We start from the raw sequence: 14,400 nt of genomic DNA on the forward strand, positions 1-14,400 counted from the left end.
GCCAATCTCAAAGAAATCTCTAGAGCGAAGGACTTCGTCGCCAGCAGCGCCGCCGCCCTCGTTCAGTGAGTGGGCTTATAGATCCTACCCCTTTTTCAGATCAAGAGGGCTTTTCAAAAAAAGAGAGAATTCTTACATCTCCCTGAATTTTAGAGGGAATTTTCAATAATGCTTTTTTGAGCCTGAAAACGTGCGCACTAGCACACCGGCTCCGTCCCAAACGAACTTGTTGCTCATCGAGCGCGTGCCGGGATGTTTCACTGTGGACCCAGGTAAAAGGGACCTCGCACACGGAGCCAGCGATAGACCTCAAGCGATCGCAGCCAAAATGTTCGCACGAGTTCGGACAGGCAGAAAAGCCTCCCTTCCTCTGGCACCTCTCAGGCAGGCCGGAGGCAGTGCTTCAGTCGCAGCCCACACGCGACGTGTGACTTGCCCCTGGTTCGACCCATCCGATACCGTACCACCGTCACGGCCTTTTCGCTAATCAAATGGGAGCAGTGGCCCTGGCGCGTCCGATGAACAGCGGGCCGAGCGCAATGGCATGACAGTCGGACTGCTTGGCGCGTTCGAGACAGAACTCCAATAGGATGATGGATCGAAATATGGTTGGCTTGAACAAGCTTCCTCGTATTCATCGGGAACAACCGGACAACGGTAGAATCGAGTTTACATGACGTACCACAAACTGTAGCGAGCTCATTATCCTTAGTTGTCCTTCAGTGGACGTCGATCCCCCTTTCAAATCAGCGAGAACGTTCAGTGTGCCCTACTATCTCGTAACGCAAACACGGCTCGTCCTCGCGGCCAGCGAAACCGAGGCAGCAGAACGGGCCTTCCTCGATATGCTTCAAGACACGCCATCGGCATTTGAGGTGAAGCCGAATGATGTCATCGCCCATCACGTCAGGCTGTGGGGCGGCCAGAAGCGTGCATTGATCGATGCGGCAAAGGCCAGGGAGGGCCTCCGCGTTGCGACGACCGATGACCAGGAACAATCGATCAAGGCCGAACCGCACGGCCGGAGGAGATCGGGGAGCCGTCTTTTCACGACCAGCCTCCCACCGATTCTGACGAAACACCGCGGCCAATCGGGATCGCCCGCAGGTTTCAAAAGCTTCTGCGACTGATCCGACCGTAGTTTGCAAGCTTTGTCCGCCATTTCAGGCAGAGACACCTGGGACGATGGGAAAACGCAAAATTCTCCTATGAGGACGAGTTGGTGCGCATCGGCAATTTCCGTGAACGGGATGCCTAGGCATCGACTATCTTATCAGCGTCGGCCATCGACGCATTGGCTAAATCTCGGGTTCACTGGACACGTCGACCGGTCGCAGCAGGCTTTCGGGCTATCGCGACGCGCTTGTAATACCGCCATGCAGCTCCTTGTGCTGCCAGATTTTGCGGAGTGGGATCTTTTCGGCAAACAACCTGATGGTGATTGGCGTGCTGAAGGCGATCCGCGACATGGGGCTACCTGCCCTGACGACATCTCGGTATCGAGCTTTGACGATCTTCACTGGGCCAACGTCTTCCAGCCGAACCTGACAGCCATTCCCCAACCTATGCAGGCTATTGGCGAACATGCAGCGAGCTTATTCTGGATCTGCCGGCCGTCTGACGGTACGTGAATCCTGCCAGGCCCTCTCAAGGCCGTCGGAAAAGAACTGACCGCAGCAATCGAACGGACTGGGCCCTGCGACTGGAAAGACATTTCCCTTCCGTGATACCAACGTTCCTTTTGGATAGCTCAATCTTTTTCGGAACGATGGCCGGGACCGCGCGTTTATGTGTTTACGATATTTCTGTCGCAGGAGCTGAAAGGATGTGATCCAACAATGGAAAGCACCGAAGGCCGCATGCTCGCTGAGGAATATCTCCGACTCGGCGGAAAAAGAAGGGTGAAGATTGACGACGATCACCAGACCGTTCGCGTCTGGGAGCCCGACCCACCCGAAGCGGAGAGGTTTTGGCACGACCGTATCGAGCGACTGGAGGACCGCCTTCGCAAGGACGTGGAGTTCTTCCTGCCGTCGATTAACTCGCCGTGAATGGAACTGCTTTCGATACTGCAAGGACCGCCCGGCGAGGGTGACGCCGCGGGACGTCGAACGCCCGCGACTTCACTACCGCTCAGACATGCCAGTCACTGGTGCTGGCCGCGACATGCACCGGACTGTCGGACAGAGCGTAAGCCCTGATATAGTCGATCTGCATATCCGAGCCGTGTACCAGACCATCCTTTGGCGTTCCCGCCGCCCCCCCGACCGCAAGGTTGACCAGCATGTACATCGGGTCATGCATATCCTCTGGCGTGTCGGTCTGCGCGACGGCGACATCATCGAAATACCAAGTGACATGATCCTCGTCCCACAGGACGCCGTAAGTGTGAAACCCGTCCGTGCTGGGCACCTTGACCGGGAAGGACGTCATCGTATGTGCGCCGCCGTGTTCGCTGTGGACGGTTGCGTTGATGACGTTCGGTTCCTGTCCGCGCATCTCGACCACGTCGAGTTCAGGCGGCCACGACCCGTCCTCCGGCAGAAGCCAGAAGGCAGGCCAGACACCCTGCTCCGTTGGCATGTCGGCCCTGATTTCGAAATAGCCGTAGGTCTGGGCAAAGGATGAGTGGGTATTCAGGAGGCCCGACGTATAGTCGTAGCCATTAATCTGTGACTGGAGCGCCTGCGATGCCGGCTCCGCCGAAATCGTCAGGATGCCATTGTGGATCGAGAAGGGATTTGCCGCGGCGGTTGGCGCGTAAGACGGATTGATGTACCACTGCAGCTCCCCGTTGCCCGTCAACGTGCTGCCGCTTTCCGGCGCCCACCAGAATTTGGCATCCCACGTCCCCTGGCCGCCGCTGCGCAGCGACAGGCTGTTGAACTCGTCGTCGAAGCTCAGCGCCAGATGGGAACGGTCAAGCGTCAGCTGGAACTGGCTCGCCTTGAGGTCCGCAACCTGGGTGTTGGCGAAGACAAGGCTCTCGCCACCGCCGAGATCCAGCCGCAGGTTGGCACCCTCCTGGGTGGTGTGCGCCAGAACCTGATCAAACGACGAAAGGCCGTAGCCATTGAGCCTAACGGTGTCGTCGCTGCTGAAGTCGACGATCAGATCACTGCCGTGGCCACGGGTAAAGAGGAAGGCATCAGCCCCGCCTCCCCCGATTAGGACGTCGTTGCCGGCCCCCCCGTCGATCGTCTGGCTTCCCGACGCACCGGAAATGATGTTATCCGTTGCGTTGCCGAACGCGTAGCGTCCGTTGCCGGTCACCGTCAGGTTTTCGAAGTTGACGGGCAGCGTATAGCTCATCCATGTGTTGATCGTGTCGACACCTGCGCCGGGAGCCTCAACCGCCCGGTTGATGCCGGAATAGAGGTAATAGATATCGTCGCCGGTCCCGCCCTGCATTGTGACATTGACCGAACTGTCGCCCCATATGGAGTCGTTTCCCGCCGTGCCGTCCAACACCGGACCCGAGCCGGTCGCCGAAAACCATGCTGTCGACGGACCACTGTAATAGAGCGTTTGTCCGACTGCGTTCTGTACTGACTTTGCCATTATCAACTCCTTCGGATTAAGACATGCCTCATTGGGTTCCTCCTCCCAGAACGGTTGCCTACTCCTCCCGAAATGCGCGCGCCAACTGGTCCGTTAACGGTTTTGCAAGATAGGCCAATGCCGTGCGATCGCCGGTCTCGATGAAGGCTTCAACCGGCATTCCGGCAACAGGTGACAGCTCCCCGAGCCTCTTCCATTCGGTCACGGCAACAGCGACACGCAAGGTATAGTAGGGTTGACCCGAATGAGCGTCCGTCGTCAGATCGGCGGCAATGGACGCAACCCGCCCCCGCAGTTCGGGGGTCGTCCTCGAGCTGAAGGCAGAGAACCGGAGGATCACCTCCTTGCCGACGGCCACCTGATCGATATCCTGCGGCGACAGTCGAAGCTCCGGCGTCAGCACGTCGTGATCGGGCACGATCTGCATGATCTTTTCCGCAGGCCCAACCACGGCGCCCGGCGCGTGAACGGCCAGTTGATGGACGATGCCGTCCTGCGGCGCCTTAATATCGACGTGATCAAGTTCGTCCTCTATTGCAACACGCCGTTCTGCGAATTCGCTGCTGTCACTTTCCGCTTGCCTCAGTTGCTCGGAGACTTCGCTCCTTTGGTCATCACCCACCTGAATGATCTGCAGCTCCGTTTCCGCGACCTTCCCTTTCACTTCTGCACTCGACGCGATGAGGCTGCCAAGTTCGCCGGTGAGGTCGGCTGCATCCCGCTGCAGGGCGTACACTCGCGTTGCGGGAATGACGCCCTGCCTGAGAAGCGGTTCCAGGCTGGCGAGTTCCTTCTCGATAATGGTGATTGCCCGGCGCTTGCCGTCCTGCTGCGCGATCAATCCTTCGGCCTGCTGGTTCAGTTGGCTGACCCTTTCCCGCAATTGCGCCATACGTCCCCGCAGGGAGGCGCGGCGGTCATCGAACAGCCTCTGCTCACCCCTTTCCAGTGCGGCAGCCTCGCCCGGGTTTTCATCGCCAAGGGCTGCCGGAAAGGCGATTGCATCGACGCCGTCCCGCTCCGCTGCTAGGCGCGCCGATCGCGCTGCCAGCTCTTTTAACCGTCTCGACACGATCGCAAGGCTTGCTCTCGTCTGCGTATCGTCGAGGTGAAGGACGACCTGTCCCGCGACAACGCGATCGCCGTTGCGCACGAAGACCTGCCTGACCGTCCCGCCCTTCTGATGTTGAACCGGCTTGACGTAGCTTTCGACGACAAGCGTTCCTCGTGCAATCACCGCACCATTGATACGAATTGCGGACGCCAGGCCGCCAAGCGCACCGACGAGAACGATGGCTGTTGTCAGAGAAAGCACTGTGAGACGGCGAATTGCTTTTTCCGGTGATGTCGCAGACAGCCTGATCATGATGACAGCTCCCCACCCGCACGCAAGAGCCTTACGAAGGAACCTGAAACGGCCGTCGACTTTGGCGCCGTGTTGAGGACCGCATGCGGCGGGCCGAAGGCCTTTGCGCGTCCACCTTCGAGAACGAGCACCTTGTCGACCCCGGCAAGCGCATTTTTCCGGTGGGCGATGACCAGCACGACACCCTTGCGCGAGCGCACGTTCTCGATTGCCTGGGAAAGCGCAACTTCGCCTTCCGCATCGAGATTCGAGTTCGGTTCATCGAGGACAACCAGGAACGGATCGGCATAAAGTGCTCTTGCCAAACCAATGCGCTGCCGTTGTCCTGCAGACAGGACAGCACCCCTTTTGCCAATCTGCGTGTCGAATCCCAATGGCAACCCGACGATCATGTCGTAGACACCAGCTGCTCGCGCGGCGGCAATGATCAGATCGGAAGGAGCGTCTGGGTCGAACCGTGCGATGTTTTCGGCGATCGTCCCATCGAACAAGGCGACATCCTGCGGCAGGTAGCCGATATGTCGACCAAGTGCCGCTCGCGACCATTGCCCAAGCGAGGCCTTGTCGAGCCTGACGTCGCCGGCAAAGGCTGGCCACAGACCGACGATCCCCCGTGCCAGTGATGACTTTCCCGACGCGCTCGGGCCGACAATGCCGATCGCTTCGCCGGCATGCACATCGAACGACAGGCCGCGAATGATCGGGGTCTTTGACCCCGGTGCACCGAGATGGAGATTGGTGACCGTCAGCGAGCCCTTGGGCGCAGGCAGCTCGACGTCATGTCCGGCGTCGTCGGCGTCGGGTGCCTCCTGGTTCAAGCGTGACCAGGCGTGTCGCGCGGCGGCAAATCCTCGCCAATGCGCAATGGCAAGTTCGATCGGTGCAAGTGCTCGACTGACGAGAATGGAGCTCGCGATCATGATACCTCCCGTCGCTTCCTGGCGAATGACCAGGACCGCACCGACCGCAAGCACCGCTGACTGAAGAAACATCCGCGCCGATCGCGAGAGCGTCGAAAGCGTATTGATGAGGGTCGAACTTTGCAGGTGACTGTCAAGGTGACGCTGATTGAGGCCGGCCCACCGTGTCGAAAGCCTGGCTGCAAAACCCATGGCGACCACCGCTTCCGAATTACGCCTGACGGCGTCGGCAAAATCCATCCGCTCGGCAAGGAGGGTAGCCGTCTCAGCGATCGGTTTCCTGGATTTGAGTTCGGCCATGCACGCGAGGCCCGCCAGAACAAGGGCGCCTGTCGCTGCGGTCACACCAATCCAGGGGTGGAAGAGAAAACACAAGGCAAGATAGAACGGCATCCACGGGAGATCGAAAAGAGCTCCTGGGCCGGAGCCGGACAAAAAACCGCGCACAGTATCGATATCGCGGATCGACTGGACTCCCGCATCTTGAGTCTGCTTTCTCGATGCGGCGAGCGCGACCTCGGAAAAGGCTCGGCCGGCAAAGCGCTCGTCGACGGTTCGCCCGACCTGCCCGAGCAAAAGCGAGCGTGTGAGGTCAAGCAGCCACTGGAAGGCGAACAGCGTGACAACGATTGCGATCAGTCCAATCAGGGTCGGCAGGCTCCGGCTGGGAATGACCCGATCGTAGACCTGCAACATGAAAAGCGAGCCCGTAAGCCCCAGGATGTTAACGAGGCAGCTGGTCACGCCGATTCCGAGAGCGCCGCCGCGTAGCATCGACAGGAGGCCAGGGATCACCCGTCGCCTGATGGGGAGGTTGCTTTTGGACACCTGTGCTCCTTCTGGCTTCGGGACATCTCGCAGCAATCGACTGCAACCCCGTGTCGTTTTCTGCCTCTTTCGCCTCTCAGACTGAGCCAAAAGAAGACGAATGACGACCTCAAACCACGCTCGCCGCCAGCCCATGCCATAGGTCGGATAACGAGGTGTTAAGCGCAAAGCACACGTCCAGTGACAGGTCCCAGACAGACTGTCCGCATTCGCACGCGACGACGTTATTCTGAGTGTTCCTCAAATATCGACGTGGTCGGCCGCAGTGCGCCGGGACTGATAGTTGCATCTTCGCCACAAAACTACCTGAGTGCGAGCAGCCGGACAGTCTTACCGCGGCGTAATCAGTATCAACCATCTGCGCCCGTCGTCTCGAAATGGCGAGAACACGGATCGACCGGGATCCGCGTCGAATTTTTGAAGTATGTCCCAGCTATCGGCCGGCAATCCCGGGATTTCAGCTTTCCTCCTCTGGATCACACTGAATCCCGGGGGGTCGGATGCCTCAATGCCGCCACAGAATTCCCGGCTAACTTGTACTTAAACGGGCGGATAGCAAAAATGAAGTTTCTGATTCTTGTTGCGGCAGCTTTTTTGCTGTCTGTGTGCCAGTCGAGTGCCCAGATCTACGGGCCATATGACGACTACGACATCTACGGCGATGACGGGTACTACAACCCTTACATGCCACCTCCCTACTATGGAGAGCCGCTGCCCGAGCGTCGAACCCAGACGAGGAGGGCAACCGGCACGATCGAGATCGCAACTCGCGAGCATACGCTTGTCTACACCACCCCGAGAGGCAAACAGCTGGTCTATCCGATCGCCGTCGGCCGCCAAGGCAAGCAATGGTTTGGCACGACGCGGGTGACATCGAAGACCAAGCACCCCGTGTGGCGACCGACGCCGGACATGCGGCGCAAGAATCCGAGACTTCCTGCGGTCGTTCAGCCTGGTCCGTCCAATCCGCTTGGCACGCGGGCTATCTATCTCGCCGACGGCCTGCTTCGCATTCATGGTACCAACGATCCGCGGTCCATCGGCACGAACGCCTCGAGCGGCTGCTTTCGTATGTACCGTGAAGATGTCGAGGAGCTCTACGACATGGTCCAGCCGGGCACCCGCGTGATTGTCCGGCGGTAGGCTGTCTGCTTACTTGCTCGCGATGCTCAATGCTGCAAGCTGGGCCAATCGGCGGGATGGCGGACAGTCAGTCATGATCTGGTCGGACTCGGTCGTCGCAGTGCGCGCTTCGAACGTCCGATCGGAAGGTACAATGACTGAGAAAACTTTGAGCCGACCAAAGGGCGCGAGATCGGAAACTGGCCGATGCCGAGCTTTGGATGAGCCTCGAGCAGGAACGTCGGTACAATCCCCTTATCAAGATCACGTCGTGCGAGGGACATGCCCGGCATCATCGGAAACGAACGGGCCGATGCACCCGGTGAGCAAGGGCCGCTATCCGTTCGGCGCTCCCGAACGCCCGTCGTGAATCTCCCACCCACCTACAGGTCGGTCCAGCTCGAAAACGCTGCTGCCTGACCATGTCTATCGCCCGCCTCATCGATGAGTTGCCAGACCACACCATGCTCCATCCAGAAGCGTTTTCCTGATTTCTTGACCCGAATACCCCGGTAGTCAGCGATGAACCCCTGATGCTCGACGGCCTCGAGAAGCGACTGGCGCTCCGCCCGGTCCGGCGCTTCCGCAGACAATCGCGAGGGCATCCCGATGAATTCGTCCCACGCATATTCGAACCGCTGCTGTGCGGCGATGTTGGCGTAGATAAATCGTGGATCAGGCGCGGTATCATGGGCAAGGATGACGGTCGACGTACTCCGGTATAGCGAGTCGGGCCCAAAGCTTTGTCCATTGCCCATTTCCAGAAGCGGCCTTCCAACCAGCCGGAGAAAGCTGCCCATGAGCAGTTTGAAAAATTCAGGATCGATCGCAAGGCCGGTCGGTTCGGGCAACTCGGTTCTCATGCCTCAGTTTATCCTCTCCCGGGTCGTCCGATGATGCACGTGGAAATCGAGGCGATGCGCCCATGGCGTGCCGTGAAAGAATGCAAAGTCAGGCATCAAACAACGACGTCGGCAAGGTGTAGGTGAACCGGCCAGGCTTTGCCAACTGCATGGCGACAGCTTCCCGCAACAGCGCAAAACGCAGTTCCAGCGCTGTGACATCAGGTGACCGTGGCAGCGTCGCCAGTTCATTAGCGAAAAGATCGAACTCGCGCCCCAGCGCTGTCTCATGAAAAGGTAGGCTCATGTTCCTTGGCCTCGTAGATTGCCTGAAAGACTCAACTCCGCAGATTTACATCGAGGCATCAACGACCTCCTCACCCGCGTAGCGACATGCTGAATACCCAGTTAACAGCGCAGGCGCGGGTTGAACAATAGCAATATCTCGGACAGGCATCAGTCAGCACAAGGCGGATAACAACATGAACCATGCGTTCATCTGGGCTTCAGATGGGGCTGCTTAACGGTTGCCTCATCGTCATATCCGCAACGAATCGTCGGAACAATTTAGCAATGCCTCATCCTCCCTCTCAATCGGCCGGCCGCGATCGGCGTCTCGATTTCTTCCGGGGAATCGCCCTGATCATGATCTTCATCAATCATGTGCCTGGCAATTTTCTCGAAGGATTAACGTCGAAGAACTTCGGCTTTTCCGATGCGGCAGAGGCCTTTGTGCTGATGTCCGGCATGTCAGCCGGGCTCGCCTATTCGAGTGCCTTTGGGCGGGACGTTATGGTGGCGACCGGGCGCATTCTGCGCCGTGCACGACATCTTTACGGTGTGCATCTCGCCACAACCGGCCTCGCGGTCGCAATCCTCGTGACCGGCGACCATTTTCTTGCGACCGGCGCGCTGTCGGACCGTGTCAACCTCGGCTCCTACCTGGAAGCGCCCTGGAAAACCGCAGCCGGTTTCGTGGCGATGACCCACCAGCTCGGCTATTTTAACATCCTGCCCCTTTATATCTTGCTGCTTGCCGCAACACCGATCTTTCTCGCAATCGGCTCGATCAGTCGTCCGGCGCTGATTGCGGTGTCTGTCAGCATCTGGGGCGCTGCAGGCTACTTCAATATCAATCTTCCCAACTTCCCGACGGAAGGGATGTGGTTCCTCAATCCATTCTCGTGGCAGCTCATTTACTGCGTCGGTCTGTGCGCGGGCATGGCATTGAAGAAACAGGAGACTTTCGTCGGATACAACCTGACGCTGATGACGGCATCGCTTGCCTACCTCGCCTTCTCGCTTTTCGTGATCGTGGGCCAGCACTACGAGTTGACGAGCTGGGGCAACCATCCGGCGTTCCTCGTTGGCTTCGACAAGGCTACCCTTCCGCTTCCTCGCCTGCTCCACATCCTGGCTCTCGCCTACGTCGTCTCGCAGTTGCCGATCTGTGCTCGGATTGCTGCAGAAGAACGGCTTGGCGCCGTCACCGTCCTCGGAAAACAGGGGCTTGCGGTTTTTGCCTGGGGCTCGTTGATCTGCATCGCCTTGCAGGTTCTTCGGGAGGCCTATCAGTTCCCGCTGCTACTCGAGGCGGCCACCCTTGCAGCCGGGCTTGCGGCACAATATGTCGTTGCCGAGCGCCTGCAAAATTCCAAGCTTTCCGCTCGCGCCGCAACGCAGGCGGCCAGAGCCGAATAGACAGCCGGAGCCGCCATTCAACCGGCCTCGGCCCGTCAGTCAGACCTAAGCCGCGCCGAGCGCCAGCATCGCAACAGCGATCCAGAACAAGACGCATACCTCCGCCGCAACCAGGTAACCCATCGCCCGATCACTCATCAAAGTCCCTCCTCCAGGTCCTCAGAAGCATTCAATCAACCAGCACGTGCCTCTCTCTCCAGGCAGCATCCCGGGTCTGCAGCAATTCGACGTAGCGTTTCCGAAGCGTTTGGATGTCGATGTCGGCCCGAGCCCATTGGCCCAGCCAGCCCTCGAATTCCTCGGATGTCTCCAGCGGGCATCCGGCCTGCCTGACGCGGCTGAATGCCTTGGCTATCAATGCATGTCGGGCTTCGATTGACATCAAATTCCCCTCCAACAGCGGCCTGCCTCGAGGGCACAGTAAGGGGCAAAAGCCCTCCTGGCGCCAGCAACCATAAGGCGACCCGCCCTATATAATTTCAGGCGTTGCTAAGTTTCTGCAGCACCCTTGGCCAAGGGCGTGGCCGGCTTTCCAGAGGACGAGACGATCCTGCATTGACAGGACTGACCCGCCATGTATTCTTTTATAAAAGCGCATATAACATAATTGTGGAACAAATCGGGAGTTAGATATGAGATTGAAGCTCGCATACCTCGTCAGCACGGCGCTGATCGCAGCGCCGTCGCTTCTGCTGGCGCAGGAAAAAGGCGGCGTGATCAACGTCGCGACGATCGGCGAACCACCGACACTCGATCCGATGACATCGACGGCCGACCTTGTCGGCATTGTCACCCAACACATCTTCGAAACGCTCTACACTTTCGACAAGAGCTGGGCCGTGACGCCGCTCCTGGCAGAGGCGCTTCCCGAGGTCAGCGCCGACGGCAAGACTTACACGATCAAGCTGCGCACCGGTGTCAAGTTTCACGACGGAAGCGACATGGCATCCGATGACGTCGTGGCCTCTCTCAACCGTTGGACCAAGCTTGCCTCGCGTGGCAAACAGGCTGCGGCCTTCATCGAGTCGATCACCGCGACCGACCCGTCAACCGTTACCATCAAACTGAAGCAGCCTTACGCGCCGCTGGTCTCGCTGCTTGCCTTCAACAATTCCGCGGCGATCATCATTCCTGCGGAAAAGCAGGCCGACACGATGAGCGAATTCATCGGCACCGGGCCCTACATGCTGAAGGAGCGCAAGGCTGACCAGTATATTCAGCTCGTCCGCTACAATGACTACAAGCCACGCTCCGGCGAGAGCGACGGTTACGGCGGCGCCCGCCACCAGTATCTCGACGAAATCCGCTTCGTACCCGTGCCCGATGCGAATACCCGTGTCGAGGCGGCTGTCTCCGGCCAGTACGACTACATCGATTCACTGCCGGTCGAATCCTTTGACAAGCTGACGACGTCGACGGCAACCCAGCCTCTGCTGCTGAAGCCATTCGGCTATCCGGTTTTCGTCTTCAACACCGCTGCCGGCGTCACGAAAGACGTCGCGATCCGCAAGGCGGTCCGCCAGGCACTCAGCATGGAAGACATGATGGCCGCAGCCTTCGGCGGCACCGACTTCTACACGGCCGACGGCAATATTTACCCAAGCAACTTCGCCTGGAGCACTGATGCCGGTGTCAAGGGAAACTACAATATTGCCGATCCCGAGGGCGCCGCAAAAGCTGCCAAGGAGGCCGGCTACAATGGGGAGCCGATCCGCATCCTCACCAGCCGCCAGTACGAGTTTCACTACAAGATGGCCCAGGTCGCGGCCGAATACCTGAAGCTTGCCGGTTTTGCGGTCGACTTGCAGGTCGTCGACTGGGCGACGCTGACACAGCGCCGAACCGACAAGGGGCTGTGGGACATCTATATCAGCCATAGCCCGTTCCTTCCGGAACCGGCTCTTATCGGCTCCCTCTCCCCGAGTTCGCCCGGCTGGTGGGATACACCGGCGCGCAAAAGTGTCTTCGATGCCTTCACGACAGAAGTGGATCCAAAGAAGCGCGTTGAGCTCTGGGCCAATGTCCAGAAGACGATGTACGACGAAGTTCCGTTCATGAAGATTGGCGACTTCAATGCCGTCTCGGCCATGTCGACAAAGCTTCAGGGTGTCGATCCCGCGCCCTGGCCTTACTTCTGGAACGCGTCGATCAAAAAGTAGGCCGAAGGCGCGGCGGGTGCCGGCCGTGAGGCCGGTATCCGTCCATGATCCCGCTCCAGCGGACATAGGAGCCGCTTTCCATGATACGCTACATCCTCCAGCGCCTCCTCGGCATGATAGTTGTGATTTTTCTCGTCGTCACGATTGTCTTCGTGATCGTGCGCGTCACACCCGGCGATCCGGCCGCAGTCATGCTCGGCCCCGATGCAACGACCCAGGACGTTGCCGACCTGCGCGCCCGGCTGGGTCTCGACCAGTCGATCGTCGTCCAGTACTTCTTCTATATCGGCCAGCTCCTGAAGGGAGACCTCGGCCAGTCGATCTTCCTCAACATGCCGGTCACGTCGGCCCTTCTCGAGCGCGCGGAGCCGACCTTCTTCCTGACGATCTTCTCGCTCGTGATCGCAAGTGTCATCGCGCTGCCGATCGGCATCTATGCCGCATATCGGCGCGGCTCCTTTATCGACCAGTTGTCGACCACCATCGCCATGCTGGCTGCGAGCATCCCGAGCTTCTGGCTCGGCCTCATTCTCATGCAGTTTTTTGCCGTGCGCCTGAACGCCTTTCCTGTCTCGGGCTATGGCGGTCCCGGCGCGTCCTTTTTTGAACGCATGTACCATCTGACATTGCCGGCCTTCGCACTCGGTCTCGTCTCCTCCGCACTAATCCTGCGCTTTACCCGCGCCTCGATGCTCGACGTGCTGGGCGACGACTATATCCGTACCGCAAGAGCCAAGGGACTGGTCGAACGCAAGGTCGTGCTCAAGCACGCACTGAAGAATGCACTGATCCCGATCCTGACCGTTCTCGGGCTCACCGCAGCCGTGCTGATCTCCGGCGCCGTGGTAACCGAGACCGTGTTTGGCCTGCCTGGCGTTGGCAATCTTGTCGTCTCTGCCGTTCTCAGACGCGACTATCCCGTCATCCAGGGCGCGTTGCTGGTGATTGCCGGCCTCTACGTCCTCATCAATTTCGCGATCGACATGCTCTATCTGCTGGTCGATCCAAGGGTGCGCTACTGATGGCCGATATCGCAACCACAACCGAGAAAACCCCACCCAGCGAGCGCAGCAAATTTCTTCGCCGCCTCCTCAAACGCAAGAGGGTCGCCGCCGGAATCCTCGTCCTGACCATCTTCGTGCTTCTGGCGGCGCTGGCCCCCTGGATTGCGCCTTACTCGCCCTCGAAGCTTTCGATCGTCAACCGGCTCAAGGCGCCAAGTGAGCTGTTCTGGTTCGGCACCGATGAGTTCGGCCGTGATGTGTTCTCGCGGACGATCTATGCCGGCAGGCTCTCGCTCCTGGTCGGGGTGGCCGTTGTTGCGCTCTCCGCCTTGATCGGCGTCACGCTCGGACTGCTCGCCGGCTTCTTCAAGAAACTCGACACGCCGATTGCCCGGCTGATCGACGCCATGATGTCGTTTCCCGACATTCTTCTGGCGATCGCGCTTGTCGCCGCGCTCGGGCCGTCGCTCACCACTGTCATCGTTGCGCTGTCGATCGTCTACTCGCCGCGTCTGGCGCGGATCGTTCGCGCCTCGACCCTGGTGATCCGCGAGCTCCCCTATGTCGAAGCAGCGCAGGCGCTCGGCATTTCCACCTTCCACATCATGACGCGGCACGTGCTTAGAAACCTGCTGTCGCCGATCATCGTACAAGGGACTTTCCTTTTTGCCAGCGCCATGCTTGCCGAAGCCGGTCTTTCCTTCCTTGGCCTCGGCGTCAGCCCCGAAATTCCGACCTGGGGAACCATGATCGCAGCCGGCCGTCAGTATATCGGCCAGGCCGACTGGATGACCTACTTCCCGGGCTTCGCCATCATCCTCTCCGTGCTGTCGCTGCAAATGGTCGGCGACGGTCTGCGGGACATGCTCGACCCAAGACTTCGAAAGGACCTCTAGA

General features: G+C 59.2%; 13 protein-coding genes and 1 pseudogene. 8 read left to right on the top strand and 6 right to left on the bottom strand.

The genetic code is table 11. The features are described 5' to 3' along the window. The first annotated feature begins 764 nt into the window (after nucleotides 1-764). The 3 genes and pseudogenes from FHT77_RS18575 to FHT77_RS18585 all read left to right on the top strand — a co-directional run bounded on the left by FHT77_RS18575 (nucleotide 765) and on the right by FHT77_RS18585 (nucleotide 2,051). Nucleotides 765-1,130 (top strand): hypothetical protein, encoded by a 366-nt coding sequence (locus FHT77_RS18575; RefSeq protein WP_183756402.1) that lies wholly within the window; start codon nucleotides 765-767, stop codon nucleotides 1,128-1,130. 136 nt (nucleotides 1,131-1,266) lie between these two features. Beyond that, nucleotides 1,267-1,598: pseudogene (locus tag FHT77_RS18580) on the top strand (substrate-binding domain-containing protein); the annotation flags it as partial. A gap of 240 nt (nucleotides 1,599-1,838) precedes the next feature. Further along, the gene (locus FHT77_RS18585; protein ID WP_183756403.1) at nucleotides 1,839-2,051 is read left to right on the top strand and encodes a hypothetical protein; all 213 of its coding nucleotides are present in this window, start codon (nucleotides 1,839-1,841) and stop codon (nucleotides 2,049-2,051) included. Nucleotides 2,052-2,133: 82 nt separating this feature from the next. Here FHT77_RS18585 and FHT77_RS18590 read toward each other — a convergent pair whose 3' ends face one another. Genes FHT77_RS18590 through FHT77_RS18600 form a run of 3 tightly spaced genes read right to left on the bottom strand, consistent with a single transcriptional unit; the run spans nucleotide 2,134 to nucleotide 6,621 of the window. Continuing rightward, entirely contained in the window at nucleotides 2,134-3,561 is a 1,428-nt protein-coding gene (locus FHT77_RS18590; RefSeq protein ID WP_183756404.1) for a family 16 glycosylhydrolase, read from the bottom strand. 58 nt (nucleotides 3,562-3,619) lie between these two features. Continuing rightward, entirely contained in the window at nucleotides 3,620-4,927 is a 1,308-nt protein-coding gene (locus FHT77_RS18595) for an HlyD family type I secretion periplasmic adaptor subunit (RefSeq protein ID WP_183756405.1), read from the bottom strand. Further along, the gene (locus FHT77_RS18600) at nucleotides 4,924-6,621 is read right to left on the bottom strand and encodes a type I secretion system permease/ATPase (RefSeq protein ID WP_183756562.1); all 1,698 of its coding nucleotides are present in this window, start codon (nucleotides 6,619-6,621) and stop codon (nucleotides 4,924-4,926) included. The genes FHT77_RS18595 and FHT77_RS18600 overlap by 4 nt, the downstream gene beginning before the upstream one ends. A gap of 615 nt (nucleotides 6,622-7,236) precedes the next feature. Here FHT77_RS18600 and FHT77_RS18605 point away from each other — a divergent pair. Beyond that, nucleotides 7,237-7,818 carry a L,D-transpeptidase gene (locus tag FHT77_RS18605; RefSeq protein ID WP_183756406.1) on the top strand — a complete coding sequence of 194 codons (582 nt, stop codon included), beginning with the start codon at nucleotides 7,237-7,239 and terminating at the stop codon, nucleotides 7,816-7,818. 362 nt (nucleotides 7,819-8,180) lie between these two features. Here the strand turns inward: FHT77_RS18605 and FHT77_RS18610 are convergent, their stop codons facing one another. Further along, complete coding sequence (locus FHT77_RS18610; RefSeq protein ID WP_183756407.1) at nucleotides 8,181-8,660, bottom strand: MEKHLA domain-containing protein; 480 nt, start codon at nucleotides 8,658-8,660, stop codon at nucleotides 8,181-8,183. 88 nt (nucleotides 8,661-8,748) lie between these two features. After that, entirely contained in the window at nucleotides 8,749-8,946 is a 198-nt protein-coding gene (locus tag FHT77_RS18615) for a hypothetical protein (protein ID WP_183756408.1), read from the bottom strand. Nucleotides 8,947-9,212: 266 nt separating this feature from the next. On the opposite strand from FHT77_RS18615, the gene FHT77_RS18620 reads away from it, so the two are divergent. Beyond that, nucleotides 9,213-10,340 (top strand): OpgC family protein, encoded by a 1,128-nt coding sequence (locus FHT77_RS18620; protein WP_183756409.1) that lies wholly within the window; start codon nucleotides 9,213-9,215, stop codon nucleotides 10,338-10,340. A 169-nt stretch (nucleotides 10,341-10,509) separates the two neighbouring features. Here the strand turns inward: FHT77_RS18620 and FHT77_RS18625 are convergent, their stop codons facing one another. Then, nucleotides 10,510-10,722 (bottom strand): hypothetical protein, encoded by a 213-nt coding sequence (locus FHT77_RS18625; RefSeq protein ID WP_183756410.1) that lies wholly within the window; start codon nucleotides 10,720-10,722, stop codon nucleotides 10,510-10,512. A gap of 250 nt (nucleotides 10,723-10,972) precedes the next feature. Here FHT77_RS18625 and FHT77_RS18630 point away from each other — a divergent pair, with 250 nt between their 5' ends. From FHT77_RS18630 to FHT77_RS18640, 3 genes are all read left to right on the top strand, one after another. Then, nucleotides 10,973-12,499, top strand: coding sequence for an ABC transporter substrate-binding protein (locus FHT77_RS18630; RefSeq protein WP_183756411.1), 1,527 nt, complete (start codon nucleotides 10,973-10,975; stop codon nucleotides 12,497-12,499). Between the two features lie 80 nt (nucleotides 12,500-12,579). Continuing rightward, entirely contained in the window at nucleotides 12,580-13,521 is a 942-nt protein-coding gene (locus FHT77_RS18635; protein ID WP_183756412.1) for an ABC transporter permease, read from the top strand. Continuing rightward, nucleotides 13,521-14,399 (top strand): ABC transporter permease, encoded by an 879-nt coding sequence (locus FHT77_RS18640; RefSeq protein ID WP_183756413.1) that lies wholly within the window; start codon nucleotides 13,521-13,523, stop codon nucleotides 14,397-14,399. Before FHT77_RS18635 ends, FHT77_RS18640 begins: the two co-directional genes overlap by 1 nt. Nucleotide 14,400: the final 1 nt, after the last annotated feature.

Origin of the sequence: Rhizobium sp. BK181, from assembly GCF_014193305.1 — a bacterium.
Classification (GTDB): domain Bacteria; phylum Pseudomonadota; class Alphaproteobacteria; order Rhizobiales; family Rhizobiaceae; genus Rhizobium.

Bases quoted from the DNA above. Each gene is read 5' to 3' on its own strand.
- FHT77_RS18600 (WP_183756562.1), bottom strand. From the start codon at position 6,621: ATGCTACGCGGCGGCGCTCTCGGAATCGGCGTGACCAGCTGCCTCGTT.
- FHT77_RS18605 (WP_183756406.1), top strand. From the start codon at position 7,237: ATGAAGTTTCTGATTCTTGTTGCGGCAGCTTTTTTGCTGTCTGTGTGC.
- FHT77_RS18625 (WP_183756410.1), bottom strand. From the start codon at position 10,722: ATGTCAATCGAAGCCCGACATGCATTGATAGCCAAGGCATTCAGCCGC.
- FHT77_RS18585 (WP_183756403.1), top strand. From the start codon at position 1,839: ATGGAAAGCACCGAAGGCCGCATGCTCGCTGAGGAATATCTCCGACTC.
- FHT77_RS18615 (WP_183756408.1), bottom strand. From the start codon at position 8,946: ATGAGCCTACCTTTTCATGAGACAGCGCTGGGGCGCGAGTTCGATCTT.
- FHT77_RS18590 (WP_183756404.1), bottom strand. From the start codon at position 3,561: ATGGCAAAGTCAGTACAGAACGCAGTCGGACAAACGCTCTATTACAGT.
- FHT77_RS18640 (WP_183756413.1), top strand. From the start codon at position 13,521: ATGGCCGATATCGCAACCACAACCGAGAAAACCCCACCCAGCGAGCGC.
- FHT77_RS18620 (WP_183756409.1), top strand. From the start codon at position 9,213: ATGCCTCATCCTCCCTCTCAATCGGCCGGCCGCGATCGGCGTCTCGAT.
- FHT77_RS18635 (WP_183756412.1), top strand. From the start codon at position 12,580: ATGATACGCTACATCCTCCAGCGCCTCCTCGGCATGATAGTTGTGATT.
- FHT77_RS18610 (WP_183756407.1), bottom strand. From the start codon at position 8,660: ATGAGAACCGAGTTGCCCGAACCGACCGGCCTTGCGATCGATCCTGAA.
- FHT77_RS18630 (WP_183756411.1), top strand. From the start codon at position 10,973: ATGAGATTGAAGCTCGCATACCTCGTCAGCACGGCGCTGATCGCAGCG.
- FHT77_RS18595 (WP_183756405.1), bottom strand. From the start codon at position 4,927: ATGATCAGGCTGTCTGCGACATCACCGGAAAAAGCAATTCGCCGTCTC.